The 21,996-nt window shown below is 42.8% G+C and carries 19 protein-coding genes and 1 pseudogene (1 of these 20 running past the window's edge); 13 read left to right on the forward strand and 7 right to left on the reverse strand.

The features are described from left to right. The 3 genes in view from LEP1GSC060_RS05300 to LEP1GSC060_RS05310 are tightly spaced (at most 20 nt apart) and all read left to right on the forward strand, a layout consistent with a single transcriptional unit that may run on beyond the window. A protein-coding gene (locus LEP1GSC060_RS05300; protein ID WP_002997661.1) for a 1-acyl-sn-glycerol-3-phosphate acyltransferase crosses the window boundary here: on the forward strand, nucleotides 1-349 show its end. The gene continues 794 nt to the left of window position 1, outside the view; only the last 349 of its 1,143 coding nucleotides appear in the window; its start codon lies beyond the left edge, outside the window; it ends in the stop codon at nucleotides 347-349. A 20-nt stretch (nucleotides 350-369) separates the two neighbouring features. Beyond that, nucleotides 370-1,281 carry a hypothetical protein gene (locus LEP1GSC060_RS05305; protein WP_002997686.1) on the forward strand — a complete coding sequence of 304 codons (912 nt, stop codon included), beginning with the start codon at nucleotides 370-372 and terminating at the stop codon, nucleotides 1,279-1,281. Continuing rightward, nucleotides 1,278-2,057: a hypothetical protein gene (locus LEP1GSC060_RS05310; protein ID WP_002997657.1), complete on the forward strand. Its 780-nt coding sequence runs from the start codon at nucleotides 1,278-1,280 to the stop codon at nucleotides 2,055-2,057. Before LEP1GSC060_RS05305 ends, LEP1GSC060_RS05310 begins: the two co-directional genes overlap by 4 nt. Nucleotides 2,058-2,111: 54 nt before the next feature. Here the strand turns inward: LEP1GSC060_RS05310 and LEP1GSC060_RS05315 are convergent, their stop codons facing one another. Together LEP1GSC060_RS05315 and LEP1GSC060_RS05320 are read right to left on the reverse strand one after the other, a co-directional pair. Further along, a complete protein-coding gene (locus LEP1GSC060_RS05315; RefSeq protein ID WP_002997628.1) occupies nucleotides 2,112-2,768 on the reverse strand; it encodes an LIC_20245 family lipoprotein in 657 nt (218 codons plus the stop codon). Continuing rightward, nucleotides 2,765-5,071: an ATP-binding protein gene (locus tag LEP1GSC060_RS05320; RefSeq protein WP_002997716.1), complete on the reverse strand. Its 2,307-nt coding sequence runs from the start codon at nucleotides 5,069-5,071 to the stop codon at nucleotides 2,765-2,767. The genes LEP1GSC060_RS05315 and LEP1GSC060_RS05320 overlap by 4 nt, the downstream gene beginning before the upstream one ends. Before the next feature lie 108 nt (nucleotides 5,072-5,179). Here LEP1GSC060_RS05320 and LEP1GSC060_RS05325 point away from each other — a divergent pair, with 108 nt between their 5' ends. Together LEP1GSC060_RS05325 and LEP1GSC060_RS05330 are read left to right on the forward strand one after the other, a co-directional pair. After that, a complete protein-coding gene (locus tag LEP1GSC060_RS05325; protein WP_036095448.1) occupies nucleotides 5,180-5,755 on the forward strand; it encodes a lytic transglycosylase domain-containing protein in 576 nt (191 codons plus the stop codon). Between the two features lie 424 nt (nucleotides 5,756-6,179). Continuing rightward, nucleotides 6,180-6,890, forward strand: coding sequence for a TetR/AcrR family transcriptional regulator (locus tag LEP1GSC060_RS05330; RefSeq protein ID WP_002997748.1), 711 nt, complete (start codon nucleotides 6,180-6,182; stop codon nucleotides 6,888-6,890). A gap of 254 nt (nucleotides 6,891-7,144) precedes the next feature. On the opposite strand, the gene LEP1GSC060_RS05335 is transcribed toward LEP1GSC060_RS05330, so the two are convergent. From LEP1GSC060_RS05335 to LEP1GSC060_RS18915, 3 genes and pseudogenes are all read right to left on the reverse strand, one after another. Further along, nucleotides 7,145-8,755, reverse strand: a complete 1,611-nt coding sequence (locus tag LEP1GSC060_RS05335; RefSeq protein WP_002997711.1) for an HsdM family class I SAM-dependent methyltransferase — start codon at nucleotides 8,753-8,755, stop codon at nucleotides 7,145-7,147. Between the two features lie 614 nt (nucleotides 8,756-9,369). Beyond that, complete coding sequence (locus LEP1GSC060_RS05340; protein WP_002997641.1) at nucleotides 9,370-9,810, reverse strand: hypothetical protein; 441 nt, start codon at nucleotides 9,808-9,810, stop codon at nucleotides 9,370-9,372. An 876-nt stretch (nucleotides 9,811-10,686) separates the two neighbouring features. After that, a pseudogene (locus LEP1GSC060_RS18915) lies at nucleotides 10,687-11,159 on the reverse strand (Lcl C-terminal domain-containing protein); the annotation flags it as partial. A gap of 462 nt (nucleotides 11,160-11,621) precedes the next feature. Here LEP1GSC060_RS18915 and LEP1GSC060_RS05350 point away from each other — a divergent pair. The 8 genes from LEP1GSC060_RS05350 (at nucleotide 11,622) to LEP1GSC060_RS05385 (ending at nucleotide 19,954) form a co-directional block, all read left to right on the forward strand. Further along, on the forward strand, nucleotides 11,622-11,936 hold the full coding sequence (locus LEP1GSC060_RS05350) for a hypothetical protein (RefSeq protein ID WP_002997651.1): 315 nt from the start codon (nucleotides 11,622-11,624) through the stop codon (nucleotides 11,934-11,936). A gap of 312 nt (nucleotides 11,937-12,248) precedes the next feature. Further along, entirely contained in the window at nucleotides 12,249-13,631 is a 1,383-nt protein-coding gene (gene lipL48 / locus LEP1GSC060_RS05355; protein WP_002997784.1) for an oxidative stress response protein LipL48, read from the forward strand. Between the two features lie 53 nt (nucleotides 13,632-13,684). Next, nucleotides 13,685-14,353: an LA3241 family PerA/PerB upregulated protein gene (locus LEP1GSC060_RS05360; RefSeq protein WP_036095434.1), complete on the forward strand. Its 669-nt coding sequence runs from the start codon at nucleotides 13,685-13,687 to the stop codon at nucleotides 14,351-14,353. Further along, on the forward strand, nucleotides 14,353-17,319 hold the full coding sequence (locus tag LEP1GSC060_RS05365; RefSeq protein ID WP_002997781.1) for a TonB-dependent receptor: 2,967 nt from the start codon (nucleotides 14,353-14,355) through the stop codon (nucleotides 17,317-17,319). The genes LEP1GSC060_RS05360 and LEP1GSC060_RS05365 overlap by 1 nt, the downstream gene beginning before the upstream one ends. Before the next feature lie 345 nt (nucleotides 17,320-17,664). Beyond that, nucleotides 17,665-18,501, forward strand: a complete 837-nt coding sequence (locus LEP1GSC060_RS05370; protein WP_002997655.1) for a MotA/TolQ/ExbB proton channel family protein — start codon at nucleotides 17,665-17,667, stop codon at nucleotides 18,499-18,501. Between the two features lie 26 nt (nucleotides 18,502-18,527). Further along, on the forward strand, nucleotides 18,528-18,947 hold the full coding sequence (locus LEP1GSC060_RS05375; RefSeq protein ID WP_002997631.1) for an ExbD/TolR family protein: 420 nt from the start codon (nucleotides 18,528-18,530) through the stop codon (nucleotides 18,945-18,947). 2 nt (nucleotides 18,948-18,949) lie between these two features. Then, nucleotides 18,950-19,366 carry an ExbD/TolR family protein gene (locus tag LEP1GSC060_RS05380; protein WP_002997611.1) on the forward strand — a complete coding sequence of 139 codons (417 nt, stop codon included), beginning with the start codon at nucleotides 18,950-18,952 and terminating at the stop codon, nucleotides 19,364-19,366. Between the two features lie 3 nt (nucleotides 19,367-19,369). Further along, nucleotides 19,370-19,954, forward strand: coding sequence for an energy transducer TonB (locus LEP1GSC060_RS05385; protein ID WP_002997678.1), 585 nt, complete (start codon nucleotides 19,370-19,372; stop codon nucleotides 19,952-19,954). A 460-nt stretch (nucleotides 19,955-20,414) separates the two neighbouring features. Here LEP1GSC060_RS05385 and LEP1GSC060_RS05390 read toward each other — a convergent pair whose 3' ends face one another. Both LEP1GSC060_RS05390 and LEP1GSC060_RS05395 read right to left on the reverse strand, forming a co-directional pair. Beyond that, nucleotides 20,415-21,188, reverse strand: a complete 774-nt coding sequence (locus LEP1GSC060_RS05390) for a DUF1554 domain-containing protein (RefSeq protein WP_002997719.1) — start codon at nucleotides 21,186-21,188, stop codon at nucleotides 20,415-20,417. Next, nucleotides 21,185-21,994, reverse strand: a complete 810-nt coding sequence (locus LEP1GSC060_RS05395; RefSeq protein ID WP_036095436.1) for a fibronectin type III domain-containing protein — start codon at nucleotides 21,992-21,994, stop codon at nucleotides 21,185-21,187. Before LEP1GSC060_RS05395 ends, LEP1GSC060_RS05390 begins: the two co-directional genes overlap by 4 nt. Nucleotides 21,995-21,996: the final 2 nt, after the last annotated feature.

The following is a 21,996-nucleotide window of genomic DNA, read 5'->3' on the forward strand; positions in this document are numbered from 1 at the left end:
CATAATTTTAATACGATTGGGAACGGAGGCCGCCGTCGGCAAGGAAATTCTCTTCAAACGTTTGCAAAACCTCGCAACCGAGATCAAGAAGAAGGGAAAAGAAATTCACGTTTCGGGAAAGTTATTTTCCTCTCATTTGGAGGACACGTTTCAACACATCTTAAAAAAAGGTCTGGAAAGTAAACTTCTGAAACTCGACGGAAACGGAGAAGTGCTCGGAACCGACAAACTTCTGCATCGGGACGGCGATACTAGAAATCTAAAAAAGAAAAACGTTTTTTTGTATCACGCAAATCAGCTCACCTACCACAAACCGGAGCTGGACAAAATTCTCTTTTCTTTAACTTAAACCAAGGAACAAAAATCGGAATGGGATTTTGGAAACGTCTATTTTCTCCGAAAAAAGATTATCGATCCGCGGCAAAAGCCTGGATTACAAACCCCGAGAAAGTCGGGAAAAGTATCAATCGAACTTTGGATTTAATCTTCGATTCCACTCTCAAAGAATTGTTGCCTGAAAAAATATCCTTGTCTTTGGAGCCGTTAGGCGGTCTTAAAATTCCGGAAGATAAAATAAGAATCATCCTGCAAGGAATCGACGTCCAAACGATTCTTCCTTTCCACTCCATGTCCGAAACGATGAGCCGGGAAACACAGGAGGCGATTTTGGAATTCGCGACCGGAACCGTGGCCGCGCCATCCAAGTTTTTTTTGATGAAAATCCTAAATCAATCCCCGATCCAAGAGATGTTTGCGTCGGGACTCGAAAAGATATTAGTGGAATTTAATAAAAAACTCAATCCCCTCGCGGGTGTGTTTCAAGTCGCGGGTTTTGAAAAACAAATCTCCGGATTTCTGGCGATCTTACTTCCCGGTTTTACGGAAAAGATCGCGGAAGTGTTGCACAGTTCCGCCGAAAGCGAGGCGGGAAAAATCCTCGTGTCCAACACGTTGAAAATCCTTTTTCAAACCGGTTTTTCCGATATGGGTCATTTGGAATCCGCCGATTTAAGAAAACATTTCGAAAAACTACGGAATGCAATTTCCAAGGATCCGATTCTCGAAAAAAGCGCGGAAAAATTCTACGAGAATTTCAGAGACGCGGTTTTAAACGAATACAGAGGAGAAACCCTAAAAGAATTTTTAGGTTACTCCGAAGAAGAATATCTCCGTTTCCGAGACTCCGTTTCCAAAACGACCGCCGAAAACATTCTTGCCGTTCACAATCAAAAACCTCTGACCGATCTCGTAGCCGGTCTTCTGGAAGACGTGCTTGGATGAAAAAAGTAATCAATCAAATCGGAAAGGCTTTGGAGTACCTGGACAAACTCGGCACCGGAAAGTCCTTTCAGTTGTTTCGGTCCCTCGGTTATGAAAAGTTATATTCTCTTTCCGAAAAAGTGGATCATAAAACGCTTCTTTACATCAGCCAAAATTTGGATGAAAAAACGATCGTTGAATTCTTAAACCGAATTCCGGAAGAAACCCTAGTCGGACTTCTCTCCAAGGTTCCTCCCCAAGACATTACATATTTTGCAAATACGATTCCGATGGACGATCTGGTTCTATTGTCCACGTCGATTCCCTCCGCTCATATCGCGGAAATGTCCCTTAAAACCGGAAAAGAATCCTCGGCGGAAATTTTAAAAAACGTCGGGACTCGAAAGTCCATCGCGTTGTTAAACGAAGTGGGAATTCAGAACTTCATCGAACTTTCCTTAATGGTTCCCCCTACTCAATTGATTCCGATCGTTCGAGAGTTGACTCCGGAACAATCCGGAATTTGGGTTCGTCAAAGGGGAATCGGCGACATCCCGAAATTGATCGCGGCCTTCGGCGTTCAAAATCTTTTGGTCTTTTTAAGGACTTTAGGTTTTGAAAAAAATATTCATATCTTGGAAGTTTTAGGTCCTGTGGAATTGATCGAACTTGCCTACACGATTTCCGGCATGAAACTTCCGGGAAAATCGAAACCGCAAAAGAGCCGAGCCTATTCCAAAAAGAAAATTCAAGCCAAGAAAAAAGGCAAACGCTCCTCTAAAACGAGAAGATCCTAAATCAACGTGGGTTCGTGGAGAAAGTTTGAGCGGATCGCTCGCCACCGGTAAGCGTCATTCCGTTTCCAAGTTTTTTCTAGCAACCGTCAGTTCTTCCCTGCTTTTCCGAAGAGAAATCAAACGTTCTTCGACGATCTTTAACCCGGAATCGTTTTGACCGGAGTCCTTGAAAAATTTCAGACCGTATTCCAAAATTTCAGTCATATCGTTCGATTTTTTGATCTTAGAATCGAGATAAAATTCCATGTCTGATTTCGCGACTTCCCTTTCTTCCAACAAAGCTCCGCGAATTTCGTACATTCTCTCTTCGTCTTTCTTTTGTTTTTCCTCCTGTTCTTTGGTTAACTCCCTAGGAATCAGGGAATTATCGGGAAAACGTTCCGCGAGAGGTCTGACCTTTTGAATGACTTCTTTCCGAATCCTTTCTTTTTCTTGAAAAGATAAACTCGAATACCCGCCTTCGGACGAGTTCGTCTCGGCGTTTGAAGCGGCCCAAGTTTCCGACTTTTCGGCTGCGGAGAAATCCAAAAAATTTCCGGATTCAAAAAGAGATTCCTCTTCCCGCATAAGGGTGTTTCGACTGAGTCCGCTTTTTAGTTTTTCATCTTCGGAAAAATCCTTTACGACGGAACGTTCTCCTTCCCCAAAAAAGAGATACGCCGATATAGTTAAGAAAATTATGATAATCGAATAGATTACTTTTTTGTTCATTTGGAATCGGACGATTGTAGAGGAAGGAAAATTTTAAAATTACTACCTCCGTCCACTCTGGATTCGAGAGTGATTTCCCCGTTCATTTTGTGGAGAATGGTTCTGGAAATCGAAAGCCCCAACCCGGTACCTCCGACTCTTTTGTTTCGATCGTTCGGAATTCTGAAAAAACGTTCGAATACTTTTTCGATATATTTCGGATCGATCCCGACTCCCGTATCCTTGACGTTGATTTCCAATTTTTTCGTTTCGGACTCGATCATTTTGATTTCGATTTTTCCTCTTTCCGTATATTTGATCGCGTTTACGAAAAGATTGGTAATGATCTGAGAGAATTCGAAACGGATTCCGCGGATTTTCAGTTTTTTGATCAGATCAAGCTCCACGTCCAACCCTTTCTCTTTTGCGGAAGGTTCGTTTGAATACACCACTTCCTCGATCACAAGGGCCGGATCGAAGTTTTCTACGAGACCGGAATTATCCTCTCCCTGAACTTCCTCGAACTTCAAAAGATTTTCGATGAGATGATTCAATCGTTTTATGTTCTTTTCGATCACATCCAACATTCCGCCTTGTTCTTTGGATAAGGACGCGTTGATTTCCGTCCTCAACAGTTCGAAATAACCCTGGATGTTCGTCATAGGAGAACGCAACTCGTGACTGATATTCGAGATGAATTCGTGTTTGGCCTGTTCCGTTTCTTTTTTTTCGGAATCGTATAGGATATGAACCTGATAAATCTTCCTCGACCTTTCGAACAAAGCGGTGATGCTGAGCGAAACGTCCATCTCGGACTTGTCTCTCAACTTCATTCTCGCCTGATCCACACGAAGCATCGTCTCGGGAGATTTGGTCGGAATGGACCAGTCGCTCATCTCGTTTAAACCGGGGAATAAATCCTCCAACTTCAAATTGTGGACGTTGTCCTTACCGTAACCGGTAAGACTTCGGAAATTATAATTCCCCGCGATCAACGCACCCGAAACCGAATCCAACAATATCACCGGAATCGGGGAAAACTCGAAAAGATAATTGAATCGATCGTCCGAAAACTGGAGTTCGATATTCCTCTTATCCATCTCGAGTCCCTGCATCATTAGTACATTATCAATTGCTGATATTTTAATCTCTTGAGCGTGGATCTCCTGAAACAAAAAGTCCAATATGGAGTTGATCCCGATTCTGATCGCGGACGCCGTCCCTTTGAGCGGTAATGCGGAAAGACGTACGCTTTTTTTGGAATTGTAGACGTTCAAAACCAAGTTGTGAACGTCGGAAACCAAATCCCCGAGTTCTCTACGATCTCCGGTATTTTCCAAAAGACGATTGGATTCGTCCTCGCGTCTAAACTGTTCCTCCATGAGAGGGGTCTTTTTCGTTTTCAAAGCCGCGGGATACGTAGGAACCGGATCCTGAGCGGCCAAGTCGAGAGCTTCCAAAAGTACCGGAGGTGGATCCGTTAGATGTTTTATGGACTTCCAGTAAATCCTTCCTAAGTATTCCAACTCTTCCGGGGCCGCGACCGGAGAAAGAATCTCTTTCAGATCCTGCGAGGGTTGTTTGTAAAAGTAATGCAGTTGTTCGGATTCTACGTTAAACTCAGGGATGTTTTCCTGAATGACGTGCTCCGTTGTATCGCTCGTATTTTCGATCAAGGATTGGATGGCGCGTAATAAGGCGGTTTGAATCTTATGGATTCGATCCGGATATGTTTTCGCAAATCTTCCGTTAAACGCAAGCATGTTGACCGGAAGACGATACGGAGGTAAATCCCGTCCTTCCGAAATTCTAAATCCGTTGTTCAAAAAGTGGGATTCTTGCACCGAACCGACCAGCCCGAGAGTTGTGGTTTGTGCAAACTCGTATTCCAATAGATAAGATCTGGAATATACAAACGCATAAGAAATCTTTTTATGAAAGCGACTGGATCGCATGAACTCTTGCGCCAATAACTTATCGATCGAAGTGTTCTGCAATACCGGTATCAGATACGGAGTCCCCTCCAGTATCGATTGTGTACTTGAATTGTATCTGGAATAAAACGAGTGAATCATTCTCGAAAGAATCATTCCCCGAAAGATGGACTTGTTCGGTATCGTCTTTTTCAAATGAAGATCCAACCAAGTCGTAAACGGAATTTCTCCCGCTTCTATTTTTCCGGAACTTAAGAAAGCGAGAACCGCGTCGTAGTTTTCCAAAACGCGAACTTGTACCTGAATTCCTTCCTTTTCGAAAAAACCCCGGGACTTCGCATATAAAATCGGAAACGCGGATATTCTGGATGTGACGGCAATTTCAATCACGAAAAGACAGTATTTCGTATGCGTCGGATTTATCAAGAATCCCTTGAAAATTCCTCAAAAAGACAAAAAAAGATCATCCTTTCGAGAGAACTTTCCGAGAGACATAATATGAGAATCGAAGAACTCCAGACCGTACAGACGATTTTAAGTCGAATTCGAGATATCGAAAGTTTACCGAGCCGGTTTGTAAAAGAAGCTCCGATCCAAGTTAAATCGCCGCCATCGTTCGATTCGATTCTGAAATCGGAACGCGAAACATCCGTTTCCAATCTCGAGGGAAAAGATCATCACGGAAACCGGAAAGATACTCTCACGGAAATCATTCGTAAGGAATCCGAAAAAAATCATCTCGATCCTTCCCTCGTTCAAAGCGTCATCAAAGCCGAATCCGGTTTTAAAGCCGACGCCGTTTCTCCGAAAGGTGCAATCGGTCTGATGCAACTCATGCCTTCCACGGCAAATCTTCTCGGAGTCGACGACCCTTCCGATCCGGCCGAGAACGTCGCGGGAGGAACCAAATTCTTAAGCGATCTTTTAAATAAATATAAGAATTTAGATCACGCACTCGCCGCCTACAACGCGGGTCCGGGAGCCGTGGATCGTTACGGCGGAATTCCTCCCTACAAGGAAACGCAAAAGTATGTGGCAAAAGTCAAAAAGTTCTACAAGGATTTTTCCGATTAGTTTTTTCGCATCCGCTCTCGATTTCGTTTTCGGTTTCGTTTTATAACTCAAACGATCGACTTCGCTTAACAATTACGTTAGTAATCCCTTACATTCGGAAGAATCAAACCAGGAATCGTTCGTTATCTTTTTGTACGAGGATCTAAAAAGGATTCTATATAACGTTTTTGCGATGAACCCGAACCCGTACGAAATATAAAGTTGTTATTGCGATCTTTTTTGTCGGATGGAATCAGGTTGATCCGCAACGACAAAAAAATCAGGAATCAAGTTTCGATTGCCAAAAGCGAATACTACAACAGTTGAACGTTATCCTTATTTCTACACGTTATCTCGCGCTTTCCATTCGTCGATTTGAGGGATGTAAGATTCTTTTGAAATAGTGAGTGACACTTAGCCGTGTTTTAACTTTTATAGGGACAAAATGAAATCGATTAGATGGAAAACAAATAATCGAAACGCTCGCGCGAAAAACGATTTTGTCTCTGAAACGATCATTCGCAAAAGGGATCGTGCCGCTACCGAGACCGCTATTCTTTTGGCGGCGATTCAAGTTTTCGCAAAAAAAGGTTACGATGCGGCCAATACTAGGGACATAGCCAAACTTGCAAATGCCAACGAAGCGTTGATCTTCCGATACTTCGGAAATAAAAAAGGTCTTTTGGAAGCGATCCTCACTCGAGCCGAAGATATCAAACAGGATGATTCTCCCACTTCCCGCTTTTCCAAAAATTCGGAAACTTATGAGGACTTAGAAGCAAGCCTTCAATCTTCCATGTCCCGTAAATGCAGAGACTTTAGGGACGCCGAAGACTTTATGAAAGTTGCCGTTAGTCAGATCATCTTGGATCCGGAAGTCAGCCGAATCATTCAAAAGAAAATTTATACGAAAGCTCTTCCGGAATTTATGGCGGAGTTGGAAAAATTCAAAAAAGCCGGTAAGATCGATTCCAAGGCGGATTTAAAATCGATCGCTTATGCAATCTCTTCCCTTACGTTCGCACTCGGTTTTATGGGCCAGTGCATTTATAAAATTCCTCCCGCAGAAATCCAAGCCGCCATCAAAGAAGTCGCTCGAATTTTTCGAAAAGGTTTGGAGCCCGGAAATAAAAAACAACCAAGTAGAAAACGTTAGACGAAATAGAACTGTAATTTTTTGAAACTGAAAAATACTAGAGTTCAGTTACATTTTCTTAAAAGGGCGATCGGACTTTAACAAAGCATGATTTTTCTCTTCTGTAAAATCTCTGAAATCTGATTTCTGAACTCTATCCACTAGGAATCAGCGGATAGAGTTCAGAGGGATTTTCCTAATAAAAGGGATCGGACTTTAACAAGAAGAGTCCGTATTACGCGACCAAAGAAACAGAAAATCGGAATATACAATTTTTATTTAAAGATCGAATCGATCCTATGAAGAATGTAAGATTCCTTTTCGGAAGAGGAACGGGCTTGTTTTAAATCGGAAACCAGACTTTGTAATTCTTTTTGAATTTGAGGATCGAGTTTTCTGAAATCGGGAACCCAAAGAGAATTGAGATCTCCCGGTTCGGCCTTCCAAAGACCTCTCGCGTATTCTCTTCTTCTTGTTTCCAGGTCCTTTTTTGAAACTGAGGAGATAAGATATGCGTAAAGCGCATCCACCCATTCTTCCATGTTGGAAGCCGGATTGAATCCGTGAAAACAAGTTAGGTGAACGACGTTGCTAAAATTTCGGATGATTCTGATTTCAGTTCTATGAAAACTGGAAGCGAGAATCGGACAGGCGGATTTTGATTCCTGAGTGTACCAGTTTTTTCTTCTCGAAGGAAGAAATCTTTGATGAACCCCTCTCGTAATTCCGGATTGTAAATGATTTTGCAGCGCGAGGGAATCGTTCGGATCGAATTCAAGCTTTACGTCCAGCAACCAAACCTTAGCGCCCCTTTGACTCAATTCTTCCCAATCCGAATGTAAGAATATTTTGTTTCTTGCATATTGAGATTTTGGAATGCAGGTTTTAAAATATTTTTCGGGGATTCCCGAAACTTCCACCATTTCTTTCGTAAATAGAAAAAAATCATTGTCTCCGGTCGCAATCCCTCTCGTAAATTTTCCGAATTCCGTCAACGGAACGAAATGGCCGGTTCTTTCCTTTTCGAAGTCCGTCTTTTTTTCGCCTTTTTTTTCAAGTCGATGAAAGATCGGACTCCATTTCGCTTCGGGATCGGGAAAAGAAATCCAATCGGTCTGAATCGATTTGACCGAGCTGATCGGGAGTTTGGATTTATCGGAAAAAAATCCGGGTTTGAGTCTCGTCCAAAAAAATCCCGACTTCTTTTCTTTTTCGGAATTTTCCAAAAGAAGAATACATGAACTCGTAATCGCTTCGTCGAAAAGAATGTCCTGAGGAGAAAAAAGAAACAAAGAATGCAACAAACCCGATTCTTGCAGCGCCGACTTGATAAAAACACCGTAACCGGAATTGAAAAAATCCTGAGGAACAAGAAAGGCGGCTCGGCCTCCTACATGAATTAGATTCAAACATTTTAATAAAAAGAAAACGTAAAGATTGGCCGTTCCCGGAAGTTTTTTATCCGATTTTCCTTCGAATTGCTGAATCAACTCTTTGGAGTAATTCTTATCGCTGATTTTTCGATACGGAGGGTTGCATAAAATAACGTCGAACTTTTGATTTTCTTTTTGTAATAAAAAATCGCGATCGTAAAAACTAAGTATACTAGATTTTGAAATTCTATTTTCAAGCGCGATACGACTGGAACTCAAACATTGTATATCCAGATCGAACCCGACCCATTCCGCGTTGAGATTGGGAAGTTTATCAAGAATACTTTCGAAAAAAACTCCGTTTCCGATCGCCGGGTCCAGTATACGTTTTGAACTTTCTGTAGAAACGATTCGTTCAGCTCCCAGAACCCAATCGACCAGGAAATCTGCGACCCTTTCGGGCGTAAAAAACTGTCCTAGAAATTTATTTTTTCGACCTACCTCTTGAAACATCTATACCGTGTAATTCCAATCATTCATTAACAGCTTCAAACAAAATTAATTTTTACGTTTTCCTTATTCGAAAGTTTGTATCAGTCAAAGACAAAAGTTTCAGAACCTAAGAAGCTAACAACCAGTAATTTATTTCGTCCTACTTACAGTTGTTAGACGACTAATCAGTATACTATAACTTGAGAATTTCTAATCTTCAAGTTTTTTAAGCGGACATGAAAACAAAGATGTATACATAAATTTTTACGATATGAGTTTAGAGTAAACTTCGCTTTAAAATCAAATTCATCGATATATTATCCTAATTCATCTGTGTTTTTAAGACTTTTGATTCGTTAAAATTAAACGAGTAATGTTTTTCCGTTCGTTTACATAAAACTTTCATCTTTGTTTTAGCCTGTTTTAAGATGTCTTAATGATTAAACATCTATTTGCAGCTAAATCGTTTCGTTTGAGATTCGTTTATTGGAGGGAGTCGTTTATGACTTGTGCGGAACTTAAAATGGAAAACGATTTGTCGAATTCCGAGAACAAACTACAAGACGTGTCTATCGTATTGAAAGTTTATGAAATGATTCAGAGGAAAGTAAGTGGAATGGGAGCTAAATCGTAGTTTATTCGTTGATGTTATCAAGGTAAATAAATTTCCAACCCGCGGCGCGAGTGTGTTTAAATCCGAAAAGAATCGGCTCCTCCGCACCCGGTTCTGCGCCTTTCATTTTGCAGCTAACCGTAAATTCCTTTTTTCTGTCGGGATCGAGAGTAGGCTTCGCATTGCGAAAACATTCTTTTGCGTCGGCTTCGCCGTTGAATATTTCATCATAACGTTTCAATAACTCTGCCTTACTTTTTATTTCGGATGCACCGTAGGGCATGTAAATCGGGAATCGGGATAAGTTTGCAATGTTAACCGGATCGTTTTTGAGGATCGCGTTTCTGAATTTTTCCCAAAAGACGGAAATAGAAACGTCGGTTTGAGAACTTGAGATCGATGAAGCCGCAAGAAAAATTGCTAACAACACAAAATTCAACAGTTGCCCATATCTTTTGTTCATCTAAGTTTTGCTCCTACTGATTCCTACATAATAGAGTACTATAAATTTTGAAACGAATTCCCGTTTTAGAGGCAGAATTCCGGACAGTCCGTTATATAGTTTTGAGTAACACGAATTTTTCACAACGATGAGTTTCAAGAAAAGTTCATTACACAAAAGTGAACGGTTCATTCAACTGTAATTTTTTCAAATTTATTTTTTTATTCATAGATCCTAGAGTCTATTAGAATATCGGCAAATGATGCCGACTTGCGATTTCAGGATTTAAGTCTGTGTTTGCGTTTTGATAGAAGCGTCAATGCCGATATATTTTCAAGAAACGTTTCCATATCGTCGCACGTTCGCAATTCTTCGTTTTTTAGATAATCATCCAACGTTCTTACGATAAAAAGCTGGAATTCTTATTCGAATTTTTATTCCTTTTCTATTCATTCATTTTCTATTATATTCTTTTTAGTTCGACAAAATGTAGGACTATTTAAAGTTTATTTGATATATAAAAAGAGAAAGCGTTGCGCTCGAGTTCAAGAAAGCTCCGCACTTGAACTTCCGATTCTACCGGATTTTATTACTTCAATCTTTATTTAGAGTTTGTCCCAAAACTCAAAACAATCGCAGAGATTTGCGGCCATTCCGATAAAATCGGACGGTCTTGGGACAAACTCTTATTGATTAAAACATAATATTCTAATTGGATTGATCGTTTTAAGAGCCGGATTGTTGCGACCCATAGGTTCGTGTTTCGTGAACAGGTAAAACTTGGAAACGTTCTAATTTGTTACACAGCGGACGAAGGTATTACCGGCCTTGTCCATGGCGCCGGCTGAACCGTTGGTAAAATCGAAACTCATCAACTCATTTGTATTCGGCATTCGCCGGCGCGGTGGCGCACGTCGTGTTTGATAGATAGGTTACGGCCGCGTTGGTATTTGGAAATTGTAGGGTTTCAATTTTGGGAACATTGGAAGCGTGAATGAGAGACGCCAGTTCTCGAACGTTCGGGATTCTCCAATTCGTTTTTCCGGCATAACCGTTGCCGCCATTGAATGTATTCAGCTCGGAACAACTTCCGGGAAGCCCCGCAGTTGCGTCGTTCCAAGAAATCGCCGTTATGGCGCCTCCGGAACAATCCGCACCGCTTCGACCTTGAGCGCAGGTTTTCCAGGTCAGACCGTGAACCTCGTCCAGGGATGTATAATCCGAAGGATAAACGCAGTGTTGCCTCCGCTGAATGTACGACTTGGAATATTGATAAATTCTCCGTCGTTTCCAGTTCCGGCGCATGCAAGTACAGCTCCTCCGTTCCAACAAAGAGTTTGGGCCGTATCGATCACCGCTCCGGGAGTGAAGGCCAATACCGGAACATCCGGACACTCCGGAATTGGGGCTTGTATCGCTTGCGGCTCGGTTTGCTCTTCCGTTTGTGACGGAGAATTGATATTTTTTAAATATTGTAAAAACGGAAGTGAAATTTACTTACGACTTTAATTCTTCAATCGAGTCGACAATTGATTTCATTTTATTTTCATCTTTTTTAGTTAGTATATAATAAATACGAATTCTATTTGCGCGCGTTTCAAGTGGTTAGGCGTTAGGTGATTGCAGAAATAGAATAACCAACCTTTGTTAAAGTCCAATCACTCTATTAGAAAAATGTAACTAATTCCTAACCACTAACCACTGAAATGGATGAATCCGCAAGACGGCACGGCAATCTTTAATACGATTGTAACAATCTTTCCGTTTTTACCCTTGTAGAATTTTATAAAGATGAAAAGCGATAATCATTCACTAAGGAAACCGATTACAAAATGATTACAAAACTATCCCTATTTTTTATATTCACTACATTACTTTCTTTGAATACTCTCTTGGCGGACACGGTTAAAAACGTTAAAACGAACGAAATGATCGAAAACGTCAAAACCTCCGAAAACGAACAAGGAATCGTCGTTGAATACGAGGATGGAACGAAACGCGGTTTTAAAAAAGAAACGGTTACGATCGAAAAAAAAGAAATCACATGGGCAAAGGAAGAAGAATCAAAGGAGGAAACCAAAGGGGATCGTTATCTTGCTTTGGGTTCGATGAGTTTACTTTTGATTCTATTCTTCGTGCTGCCGTAAAAAACGCGAGTTCGGCAGTGTCGGCAATCCTGTGTAAATGACGTATTTTAAAACGACTCGAGAATCAAACGTTCTGACAAGCCACACACAATGCAAAAGCGATTGAATGTGAAAACTCAGTAAAACACTTCCTATGGGGCGTGTTTTAGGATCAACAAATTGGAACGGCAAAAATTTCGTTTTTAGAGCGACCCGACAATTTGTAGATCAGATCAAAGTTACGCGAATTATACCAATTTGTAACTTATACGTAACTCCTTTCATCTATCTTAACCGTAACCTTATACGGCTTTATTTCCAAGGAGTTATAAGATGAAACCGACTTTCTCACAAAGGACTTCACTTTTAATCGTAAGTGCGACCCTATTCCTTTCTTCTTTCGTAAATTGTAAGGAAGATAAACAAGATAATACTATGTTGATACTTCTCGCCCTTTTAACGAGCGGTAACGGCGACGCCGGAGCCGCAATCTGCGACGGAACTTCCATCGAAGGCGGGAACACCGAACTTTCAGGAAATGTAACGGCAAGCCAAAGTTTTGCCTCTTATTCTTCCACCTCTTTGAGCGGAATCGTAAGAGTAAAAAGCGGAGCGACTCTGACCTTCGAAAGCGGTTCCGTAATTTTCGGAAAAGCGGGTTCCGCTCTGATCATCGAACAAGGTGCGAAGATCATAACAAACGGAAATGCTGTCGCTCCCGTTTGTTTCACTTCTTCTAAAGCCTCGGGCAACAGAGCTCCCGGCGATTGGGGTGGAATTCTAATCGTAGGAGACGGCATAGGTTCCAGGGCCGCCGCACAAAACGTGGAAGGTGGTACGGGTCTTCAATACAATAGCGGCGCTAACGACAACGGAAACTCAGGTAGCCTTACTTATACGATCATTGAGTTTGCAGGTAACGAAGTTTCAACCGGAGACGAGTTAAACGGAATTTCCATGTATGTGGTCGGAAGCGGAACCGCTTTGGATCACGTTCAAGTACACAGACATTTGGACGACGGAATCGAGTCTTGGGGCGGAGCTTGGACCGGAAAGTATCTTCTCCTAACGGGCGGAATGGACGACGACTTGGATTTGGACGAAGCCTTTACCGGAAAAGTTCAGTTCCTAATCTCTCACAAATATCCGACCAGTTGCGGAGGAACCGCATCTACAGATCCTCACGGGTTTGAAATGGACGGAACTCATAGCGCGGGAACCGCATCCGCGACCGCAAAACCCACCACGAACGTAAAAATTTCCAACTTTACCGTTCTCGGAAAAAACGTCTCCAACGGATTCGGAGCGAGACTGAGAGAAGGACTTCAAGGTAAATTCAGCAACGGAGCGATCTACGGGTTTCAAGCCGGAAATATCGATTGTGTCCTCAACGTAGGAAGCGGCGCGGTTACTTCTCCGACCTTTGCCAACGTTTTGGTGGAAGCCTCTAAATCAAACGGAAACAGCGCCGCTTGTACACTGCCAACCGCCGGTTTGTCCGCGCTTCCGGTGGTTTCCTTAGGTTCCGGAGATTCGGACAACTGTGCGTTTGAAACCAAACCGGACTATCAACCCTCCGGAGAAGCCGCAGTTGCAACCGGATCCGCATTGGCCGCACAATCCTCGGATTCGTTTTTTACCGATAACACCACGACGGGCGGTATGATCGACGGTTTGAACTGGGCTTCCGGTTGGACGGTTTATAGAGCGAGATAAACTTGAATATTAGGATTCCCTAATTTGGGAATCCTAATTCAAAATTCAGAAATATGTTTCAGAATCACCGCGACATTTCCCAAAAAAAACTCCGTAATATCGCTTTTCGAAGTAAATTTGTTTTTCTTAATATTCTAATATTCATGCTTTTATCGGCTTGGATCTCCGATTGTAAAAAAAACGAACAACACCCGAACTTCGACAAAGAACTTACGGACCCAAAACTTGTTTTGGAAATCCAAAAAGACAAAGAAATTCTAAAATCGGAAATCAAAGAATCCTATACGATTTTCAATTCCTCCCGATCGGTCGAGGAAGCTCTTACGAAAGCGTTAACGGAAATACGGGATAATCCGAATCGATCGGACGATTTACTTCGATATTCGTGCAACCCGGAAGAAATCAGAAAGATCTATCTCCCCAACAACGCGGACCAAAACAACATCGTAGCGAATTCTAAAATCGAGGATTCCATGTATCTGATTCTTTTAAGAAGAACCGCGGGGATCGATAAAATCCGAAAACATCTGCAAGGAACGAAGGGAACCGTCAAGATTCTCCCTTTAACCAAACCGTATAACATCCGTAAGCTGACAAACGTCAACGGATACGTCATCGGAGAATTCGATCTGCAAGTCGGATTAAAAAAGATCCGAATCGAAGAGATCAAACTCGTTCTAGAACATAAAAATCAATTTAAAGTTTGTACATACGGAACATGATGAAAAATAAAACAATCAGTCTATTCTTCTTCTTTTCAATGATGGCAGGGGCCGGCTCGATCTTCGGACAAACGACCGGAAAACTAAACGGAAAGATCGTGGATTCGGAATCGGGCGATCCCGTTTTCGGAACGGTCGTAATCGTTCGTTCGCTCAAAGCGGCCACTCGAAGCGACTTCGACGGTAAATACGAATTAAACCTTCCACCGGGCGAACATACCGTGGAATTTCAGATGATCGGATTCGCCACTCAATTTAAAAAAGTTACGATCGCACCCGGCGCGCGACTTCCCCTAAACGTAGTTATGGGAGCTCAGGTTCTAGATACGGTGGAAGTAAAAGGACGAGGACTCGAAAATTCCGAGTCCGCCTTGTTGGCCTTACAAAGAAAAAGCCCGGTCGTCTCCGACGGGATCAGCGAAGAATCGATTAAAAAAAGTCCGGACTCTTCCGCCGGGGACGTTCTTCGTAGAGTTACCGGAATCACTCTCGTGGGCGGTAAATTTATTTTCGTCCGCGGTCTCGGAGAAAGATATTCAAATACCATTTTAAACGATTCCGTAATACCCTCTCCCGAACCCGATAAACGAATCGTTCCTTTGGATTTATTTCCCGCGGGTGTGATCAAAAACATTCGAGTCATCAAAACCGCTTCCGCGGAAGACTCGGCGGAGTTTTCGGGAGGAATCGTTAAAATCGAAACCAAAGAATATCCGGATACACTTTCTCTTTCCGTTTCGTTGGGAGTCGGAAAAAACACTCAGGTCGCCGGTCATAAATTCAAAACTTTTAATACGGGAAATATGAATAACAATCTCGGACTGGTTTCTAAAAAACAGGAACTTCCGGACATGATCTCCGGTTTACCGAAAGTGATTCCGTTTGTGGAAGGGGATCGTTTCGGCGGAATTCCGACCAACGTGATGAAGGTCGGCTCCTTGTCTTTCAATCAGGAATGGTCTCCCAAAGAGGAGGATTCTCCTTTTAACAAATCCTTCAGCGTTTCCGCGGGGAATTCGTTTAAGACGGAAAAATGGGGAAGATTCGGGATCCTTGCGGGAACGACATATAACAGGAGTTACAACTATCGAGAGGAAACGAACGCGCGTTTCCAAGCCTCCAACCCGATTTCTCTTTATTTAAAAGATTCTAATATACTCCGTCCTCTGAATCAGAATAACCTCAAAACTTATTCGGAGGAAGTTCTTTGGGGGAACAACCTGAACCTCGCCTACGAGCCGAAGGTCGGTCAACAGTTCTTTATAAAAACATTATATTCGGTTCAATCCGACAAAACCGTTCGAGAAGGAGAAGGCGCAAACTACATAGACAACTTCAACTTCAAATCCACGAACCTGAGTTATATCAGTAGAACCGTATTCAACAACACGTTAGGCGGCGAACACGAAATCAAAACGTTCGGCGCAAGACCCCATAAAGCGGAATGGAACGTAAACTACGCGTTAGCCGAAAGGGACGAACCCGACGCTCGAAACCAAGCATGGTCCCAAGGCGGAACCGATCTTGCAAACGGATTTAGGAGACTCGGAAACAACCCCGACGGAACGAGATACTTTTCGAATACGGCGGATACGGTCCGAAGTCAATCTCTCAAATACGAAATCCCTTTCAGTCAATGGGACGGACTCCAAAGTAAGTTGAAGTTCGGAGTCAGCAATTTGGATCGATTTAAACATTTCGAATTTAGGGAAATCGCACAAAGAAACTTCCGCGGAAGCGACCGTGATTATATCTACCCGATCCCCGGAGAAATCATCTACAATCCGTCGGTTTACGCCAACGGAAATCGAAAAGTGTACGAACGCGCTTCCGGAAACAACGCCTACGACGCTTCTCAAGCGTTACGCGCTGCTTTCACGCAATTGGAAGTTCCGATTCTCGCAAAGTTAAAGGCGATCGTCGGAGTTAGATACGAGGATAGTTATCAAAAAACACAAACCTACGACCTAAAGAACAGCTGGAACGGATTCAACACGAGTTACGGTTGTAAAACGAATTCCGAAGAGGAAAGATTACTTTTGGTCCGATCCAACGTCTGCGATGTGAATAACGTAGGAATCGGCGAATTACGAACGAAGGATAAATTACCTTCCTCGAACGTCGTTTGGGAATTTGCAAAAGACATGAACCTCCGATTCGCGTATTCCCAAACGTTAACAAGACCGGATTTAAGGGAACTCTCGCCTTTCGGATTTGCGGCCTATTTTCAAGCGGATAGGACTTTCGGAAACGCAAGTCTTCAAAGAACCTACATTCACAATTACGATGTTAGGTGGGAATACTATATTACAAATACGGATTATATAGGAGTCGGTGCGTTTTTTAAAAATCTTTCCAATCCGATCGAGTTGATCGGATTGCCGGTTGCGGGAAGCGCGAGTTTGGTTTATAAATACGCGAACGCCCAACAAGCCACGATACGCGGAATCGAATTGGATTATCGTAAGGAACTTCTTTGGTGGCTTAGAGTCGAAACGAACGTCTTCTTAATCAAATCGAGAGTGGACGTAATCGACTCGAAGATCTACGGTTTTATCGCGACGGGTCAAGTGGATCCGATTTCCACATACGCGGCTTACGCCCCTACGACGTTAAATCGCCCTCTCCAAGGCCAATCCGATTTCGTAGCCAATCTGAAAGTCGACGTATTCGTATCTAAAAGCAAAAAACATAATATAGGATTTTATTATAATTACTTCAGCGACAGGATCGCCCTCGTAGGATCGGACGGAGTACCGAACGCAATCCAAAAAGGAACCGGAACTTCGGACGTAGTATATACCTACAAACACAACGACCGTTTGGACTTCCGATCCTCCGTTAGAAACGTCATGAACAGCCAATTCAAAATCACACAAACCGATCCGTTAACCGGACAGGAATACGTATTTCAAAAATACAGAACGGGATTGGACGTTTCCTTTTCCGCCACGTATAAACTGTAAACGAAACTGTAAACGAAACTGTAAACGAAACTATAAACGTTCGGATTATCTCGGCGAATTTCTCTTCGCTTCCGCGAAGAGAAACCGCGCTCTCCGCTACAATCTGCATCGCAACATATTAATTTTATAGAATATTCAAATTTAATTTTTTTAAAATTTTACCTCCGCCGAAAAAAGATGTTGCGAAGCAGGATTTTCGCTACGATCGCTTTCGCGGTCGTGAACCTACATTTTATGCGTTTTCCGAAAAATCCTTTTTTGAAAGTCTCAAATCCGTAATCCTTTTGTAATTATACGGTAACAAATCGAAAGTATATTACGGAAACATTTGAATCGGAGACGTCGATGAAATTTTCCTCAGTAAAAAAAGAATTAAAATGGGTGTTCGTAACGTTGATCCTCTCGGGACTCGTATCATCCGTACTATTGGCGCAAAACAAAGTTTCGGAGCCTACCAAGGCGGAAACGACAAAAACCGAAACAACAAAAGTAGAAACGTCAACCGAAACGGCAAAAGCGGAAACTCAGGCGCCCTCTTCCAAAGCCGACAAAAGTTGGGGATTTGTGGATCTCTTTTTACTCGGCGGTTGGACGATGTATCCGTTGGCTCTTTCCTCGATCATCGCGCTGGGAATCATCTTAGAAAGAATTTATTTCTTAGCGACCGCGAAACTACTTTCCAAAGGTTATAATATCGATTTGGGAGAAACCATGGACGCGAAAGGTTTGGATGCGGTTCAAGGTTTTCTGGACGAAAGAAAAGAATACAAAATCACTCAGGTTTTAGCGGGTGGGATCGACGTATCTTCCGGAGACGCGGAAATTTTTGCGAAGGGTGTGGAAAGGGAAGCGGCGGAAGTGATCACGGTTTTGGAAAGAGGGCTGGTGATTCTTGCGGCCGTATCCACGATCGCTCCTCTGATCGGATTTTTGGGAACGGTTTCGGGGATGATCAACGCGTTCGACGCGATCGCAAACGCGGATCAAGTAAACGCAAAAGTGGTCGCAGGCGGTATTAAAGAAGCCTTAATTACGACCGCTGCGGGATTGATCGTTGCGATTCCCGCAATGACGTTTCATCAATATCTAACTTCCAGAATCGACGGCTTTACTTCCGAAATCGAAGAAGCGGCCAACAGAATCTATAAGGAATTTCTAAAAAGAAATTCTCAAAAAGTATAATCGCTTTTTTGCATGAAGGTATCCTTATGATCCGAATCAAAAAGAAACGCGTTTTAGAGGATATATCCGCATCTTCGATGTCGGATATCGCGTTCCTCTTATTGGTGTTTTTTATGGTGACCGCGGTATTCTTCGTTAAAGAAGGATTAAACATTCAACTTCCCAAAAAAAATTCCAATCCCACTTTGGTTCTTAGAGAAAACATCTACGAGATCCTGATCGCGGGCGATTTGATTAAGCTGAAAAACAAATCCATCGGAACCAAGGATTACAGAAACCTAATCGATTTCAAGGAACAACTAGGTCTGATGGAAATTCCGGATATAGACAACAAAGTCGTATTGATAAAAACCACCGGCGAAACGAAATACGGCAACATGTTGGAAGCGTTATCCGCCGTTCAAATCCGAGGATTCAAACAAATCTCCGTAAAAAGGCTGAAGTAAATATGAGTTTAAAGAAGAAAAAAAATCCACCTTCGATTCCGGTCAGTTCGATGGCCGATATCGCCTTTTTACTTTTGGTTTTTTTTATGGTTACTTCCGTTCTGGATACGGACCCCGATTTACCGATCTCCCTCCCGGACGTTTCGGGCGGGGAACAGTTAAACAAAAAAATCGCGAATTTATATCTCAGCGCCGACAAAAATAAGACGATCTACTTCAATCAGGTTCGAATGCCTTTGAATCAAGCGATCAATCACGTAAGGGCTAAACTTACCACAACTCCCGATCTTAAAGTTTTAATACACGCGGACAAGGATTTGCCTTACGCCGAACTGGACAACACCTTCGAACTGTTAAAGGAAGCGGGCGCGCTGAAAATATCGCTCGTCACGAAAACCACACAAGGCGGAGGTCTTTGATCGATGGGACAATCCGACGTCGCAGTAATTCATAAGGGAAAACTCCGAAAACGGATCGATCGATATCGGATGGAATTCTTTCTATCCGTTTCCTTTCTGCTTCAAATGTTCGTTCTGTTTTTTTGGTACACACCTTCCATCGAATTCAATCGATTGGATCGACTCGTAGACGAGGTCGCCTTTGTGGACAATTTAGTCATACAAGAACCTAACGCCGGTGAGGTGGTCGACGACGGAGAATTTGAAGTGACCGATACGATTCAAAAAAAAGAAGATCCGAGAATTGCGGGAGCGCAGGACGCGATCATTTCCGGAGCGACGGCTCCCGTGGACTTAACTCCGAATATCACACCCGACTACCCTTCGGAAGCAAGGTCGGCGGGTATCACGGGAACTTCGACTCTCGAAGTGATCATTGCGGAGAACGGACAGGTTTTAAGAGTTCGGTCCGTGGGAAAAACTCTGGGGTTCGGCTTGGATGAGGCGGCGATCGAAACGTTCTATAAAAAAAGATATTCCCCTTCCGTTTTGGACGGAAAACCGATCACCGTAAAGGTTCTCATTCCGGTTCGATTCAGTCTTTATTGATATACTTAAGTTAAAATATTATGAAAACTAAATATATAAAAGTATAAATGATTTTTTCCCATAGAACGGAATCCGCTCAAACAAATCCACGCGAGCAGCCTCAAGGATAAAAACCTATAATCGTTTTAAAATTTTTCATCGTCTATTCTATTCAAAAAACAAAATACTCTAAATTTAAAAACTTAGAGCCTGTCCCAAAACTTAAAAACAATCGCAGAGATTCGCGGCCATTCCGATAAAATCGGACGGTTGGCGGACAAACTCTTAGTTTTTTCCTTAAAACGAATCGATAAAAACCGTTTTGTTAATCGTAGATATTTTTTTCAACAATTCCATTTATACACAGTTCATTCTTAACCTCAAATAACATTCAAAAGATAGAATATAACTGACCTAATATGTTTCCGTTTCACTCATTCGTCAAACCGAACGATTTAAAGTGCGTCGTCATTTGTTTTTTCTATTGCCGTACGCAGACAAGTTTTCTGGACATGCCGCAATCCAGAGTGAACGCGGCCGCAATGGACGTACCGCCAAGGGCGTTCCCAACCCCGAACTGACCGTCATTACCGACGGTTCCGTCCGTCCAATTCAAACAATTCACACTAGAGGTCCAATCCGCTTCGACGCCGGTCCACCAAGTTGTAGCCGCGTTGGAATCGATCGACGTCAGTAAACCCGGAGCCGGAAAAACCACAATTCCCGCGGAGTTGGTTGTGAACACTTTTACGGGTGCGGCCACCGTACCCTTATAATAATCCTGATCGGGCAAAAGAACCCAGTTCGTATTTTCCACCCGGTTCGTACAATTCGGAGTGGCGTTACAAGCCCTACGCACGGGAGCAACGTTAGACGCAATCATAGCCTTATAGTCCGTTCCGGTTCCCGGCAAAGAAACAAAATTCGAATTCTTTTCATTGGCGCAAAGAGTATCGGCTCCCGCCACGGTCCCCGCTCCCAATTGGCCCGTCGTTCCGGCGACGGTTACGAAAATATATTTAAGTTCGAGATTCGGATCGGGAGTTTGTTCGGTTTTGTTCGAACCCAAAAGCGCCAGCAACAAAAGGTTCGGATTTAGATCGGGAAACGGGGACGAACAACGTGTCAGAAAAAAAACACAGACCAAAAAATAATATGAAATTTTTTGAATGTGTTTTGCGGAATTGGAAACGGTGCTTTTGCGGTTCCCGATCGAACGGATCCTTTTTAAGAAATCGACTTCTTTGAAAATCATTCGAACTCCTTGCGAAAACCGATTTCGATTCTTCCCAGAGAGTTCGGTTGCAGATTAGGAGAATTCCATCTCGAAACATCCTCCGGTTTGGATTCTATCAAAACGGTAGTAGAATGAAAAGAGCGTTTTTCCAACCAAACGTTTAAGCCGTAACTCAAAAGAGCCAAAACGCCTATATTCACTTGATTGTTTTGATGCCTATCGTATTCCTTTTTATCGTCCTCCCTTTTTTGCAGGAAATAAATCGACACCGGCGCGGGTGTCGTCAAGGCGACTAACGTTAAAAAGGAAGGGTCGTTCCCTGTCGACTGGGAGAGGGAATTTCCGGCGGCTCTTTCCGCGTTACCCGCAACCGCCAAGGCTCCGAACCACAAAAAAATCAAAGAGACCTTCGTATATTCCTTTCTTTCGATCGGAAGCAAACCGGGAACCCAAACCTTCCAAGTGGAAACTCCGTCCACCGCCCGTTTTTTTTCGGCTTCCACCACGCTTTTCGGTCTGTCTTGTTCCACGAGAAAGGAGGACCACTGACTCCAAGAGGAAGGTTTTCCGAAACGGTTGAGCGCGGAGATTCTAAATTCGTATTCACCCGCCGCGATCAAAAATTCCAAACTGCTCGTAACCGTTTTCTCTTCGGCAACGAGCGTTCCCGGCTCGGAAACCTTTCGCACTTCTACCTTATATCCGTGATTACCCTTTACTTCGTTCCACTCGATGTAATAGGTATACTTTCTATCTTCTGAATATGCAGAATAACTAATAAAAAAACAAAACAAAATCGTGCATTTTATAGCTGCGGATCTCAATC

Source organism: Leptospira weilii serovar Ranarum str. ICFT, from assembly GCF_000332415.1.
GTDB classification, from domain to species: Bacteria; Spirochaetota; Leptospiria; order Leptospirales; family Leptospiraceae; genus Leptospira; species Leptospira weilii_A.

Bases quoted from the DNA above. Each gene is read 5' to 3' on its own strand.
- LEP1GSC060_RS05305 (WP_002997686.1), top strand. From the start codon at position 370: ATGGGATTTTGGAAACGTCTATTTTCTCCGAAAAAAGATTATCGATCC.
- LEP1GSC060_RS05310 (WP_002997657.1), top strand. From the start codon at position 1,278: ATGAAAAAAGTAATCAATCAAATCGGAAAGGCTTTGGAGTACCTGGAC.
- LEP1GSC060_RS05315 (WP_002997628.1), bottom strand. From the start codon at position 2,768: ATGAACAAAAAAGTAATCTATTCGATTATCATAATTTTCTTAACTATA.
- LEP1GSC060_RS05325 (WP_036095448.1), top strand. From the start codon at position 5,180: ATGAGAATCGAAGAACTCCAGACCGTACAGACGATTTTAAGTCGAATT.
- LEP1GSC060_RS05330 (WP_002997748.1), top strand. From the start codon at position 6,180: ATGAAATCGATTAGATGGAAAACAAATAATCGAAACGCTCGCGCGAAA.
- LEP1GSC060_RS05335 (WP_002997711.1), bottom strand. From the start codon at position 8,755: ATGTTTCAAGAGGTAGGTCGAAAAAATAAATTTCTAGGACAGTTTTTT.
- LEP1GSC060_RS05340 (WP_002997641.1), bottom strand. From the start codon at position 9,810: ATGAACAAAAGATATGGGCAACTGTTGAATTTTGTGTTGTTAGCAATT.
- LEP1GSC060_RS05350 (WP_002997651.1), top strand. From the start codon at position 11,622: ATGATTACAAAACTATCCCTATTTTTTATATTCACTACATTACTTTCT.
- lipL48 (WP_002997784.1), top strand. From the start codon at position 12,249: ATGAAACCGACTTTCTCACAAAGGACTTCACTTTTAATCGTAAGTGCG.
- LEP1GSC060_RS05360 (WP_036095434.1), top strand. From the start codon at position 13,685: ATGTTTCAGAATCACCGCGACATTTCCCAAAAAAAACTCCGTAATATC.
- LEP1GSC060_RS05365 (WP_002997781.1), top strand. From the start codon at position 14,353: ATGAAAAATAAAACAATCAGTCTATTCTTCTTCTTTTCAATGATGGCA.
- LEP1GSC060_RS05370 (WP_002997655.1), top strand. From the start codon at position 17,665: ATGAAATTTTCCTCAGTAAAAAAAGAATTAAAATGGGTGTTCGTAACG.
- LEP1GSC060_RS05375 (WP_002997631.1), top strand. From the start codon at position 18,528: ATGATCCGAATCAAAAAGAAACGCGTTTTAGAGGATATATCCGCATCT.
- LEP1GSC060_RS05380 (WP_002997611.1), top strand. From the start codon at position 18,950: ATGAGTTTAAAGAAGAAAAAAAATCCACCTTCGATTCCGGTCAGTTCG.
- LEP1GSC060_RS05385 (WP_002997678.1), top strand. From the start codon at position 19,370: ATGGGACAATCCGACGTCGCAGTAATTCATAAGGGAAAACTCCGAAAA.
- LEP1GSC060_RS05390 (WP_002997719.1), bottom strand. From the start codon at position 21,188: ATGATTTTCAAAGAAGTCGATTTCTTAAAAAGGATCCGTTCGATCGGG.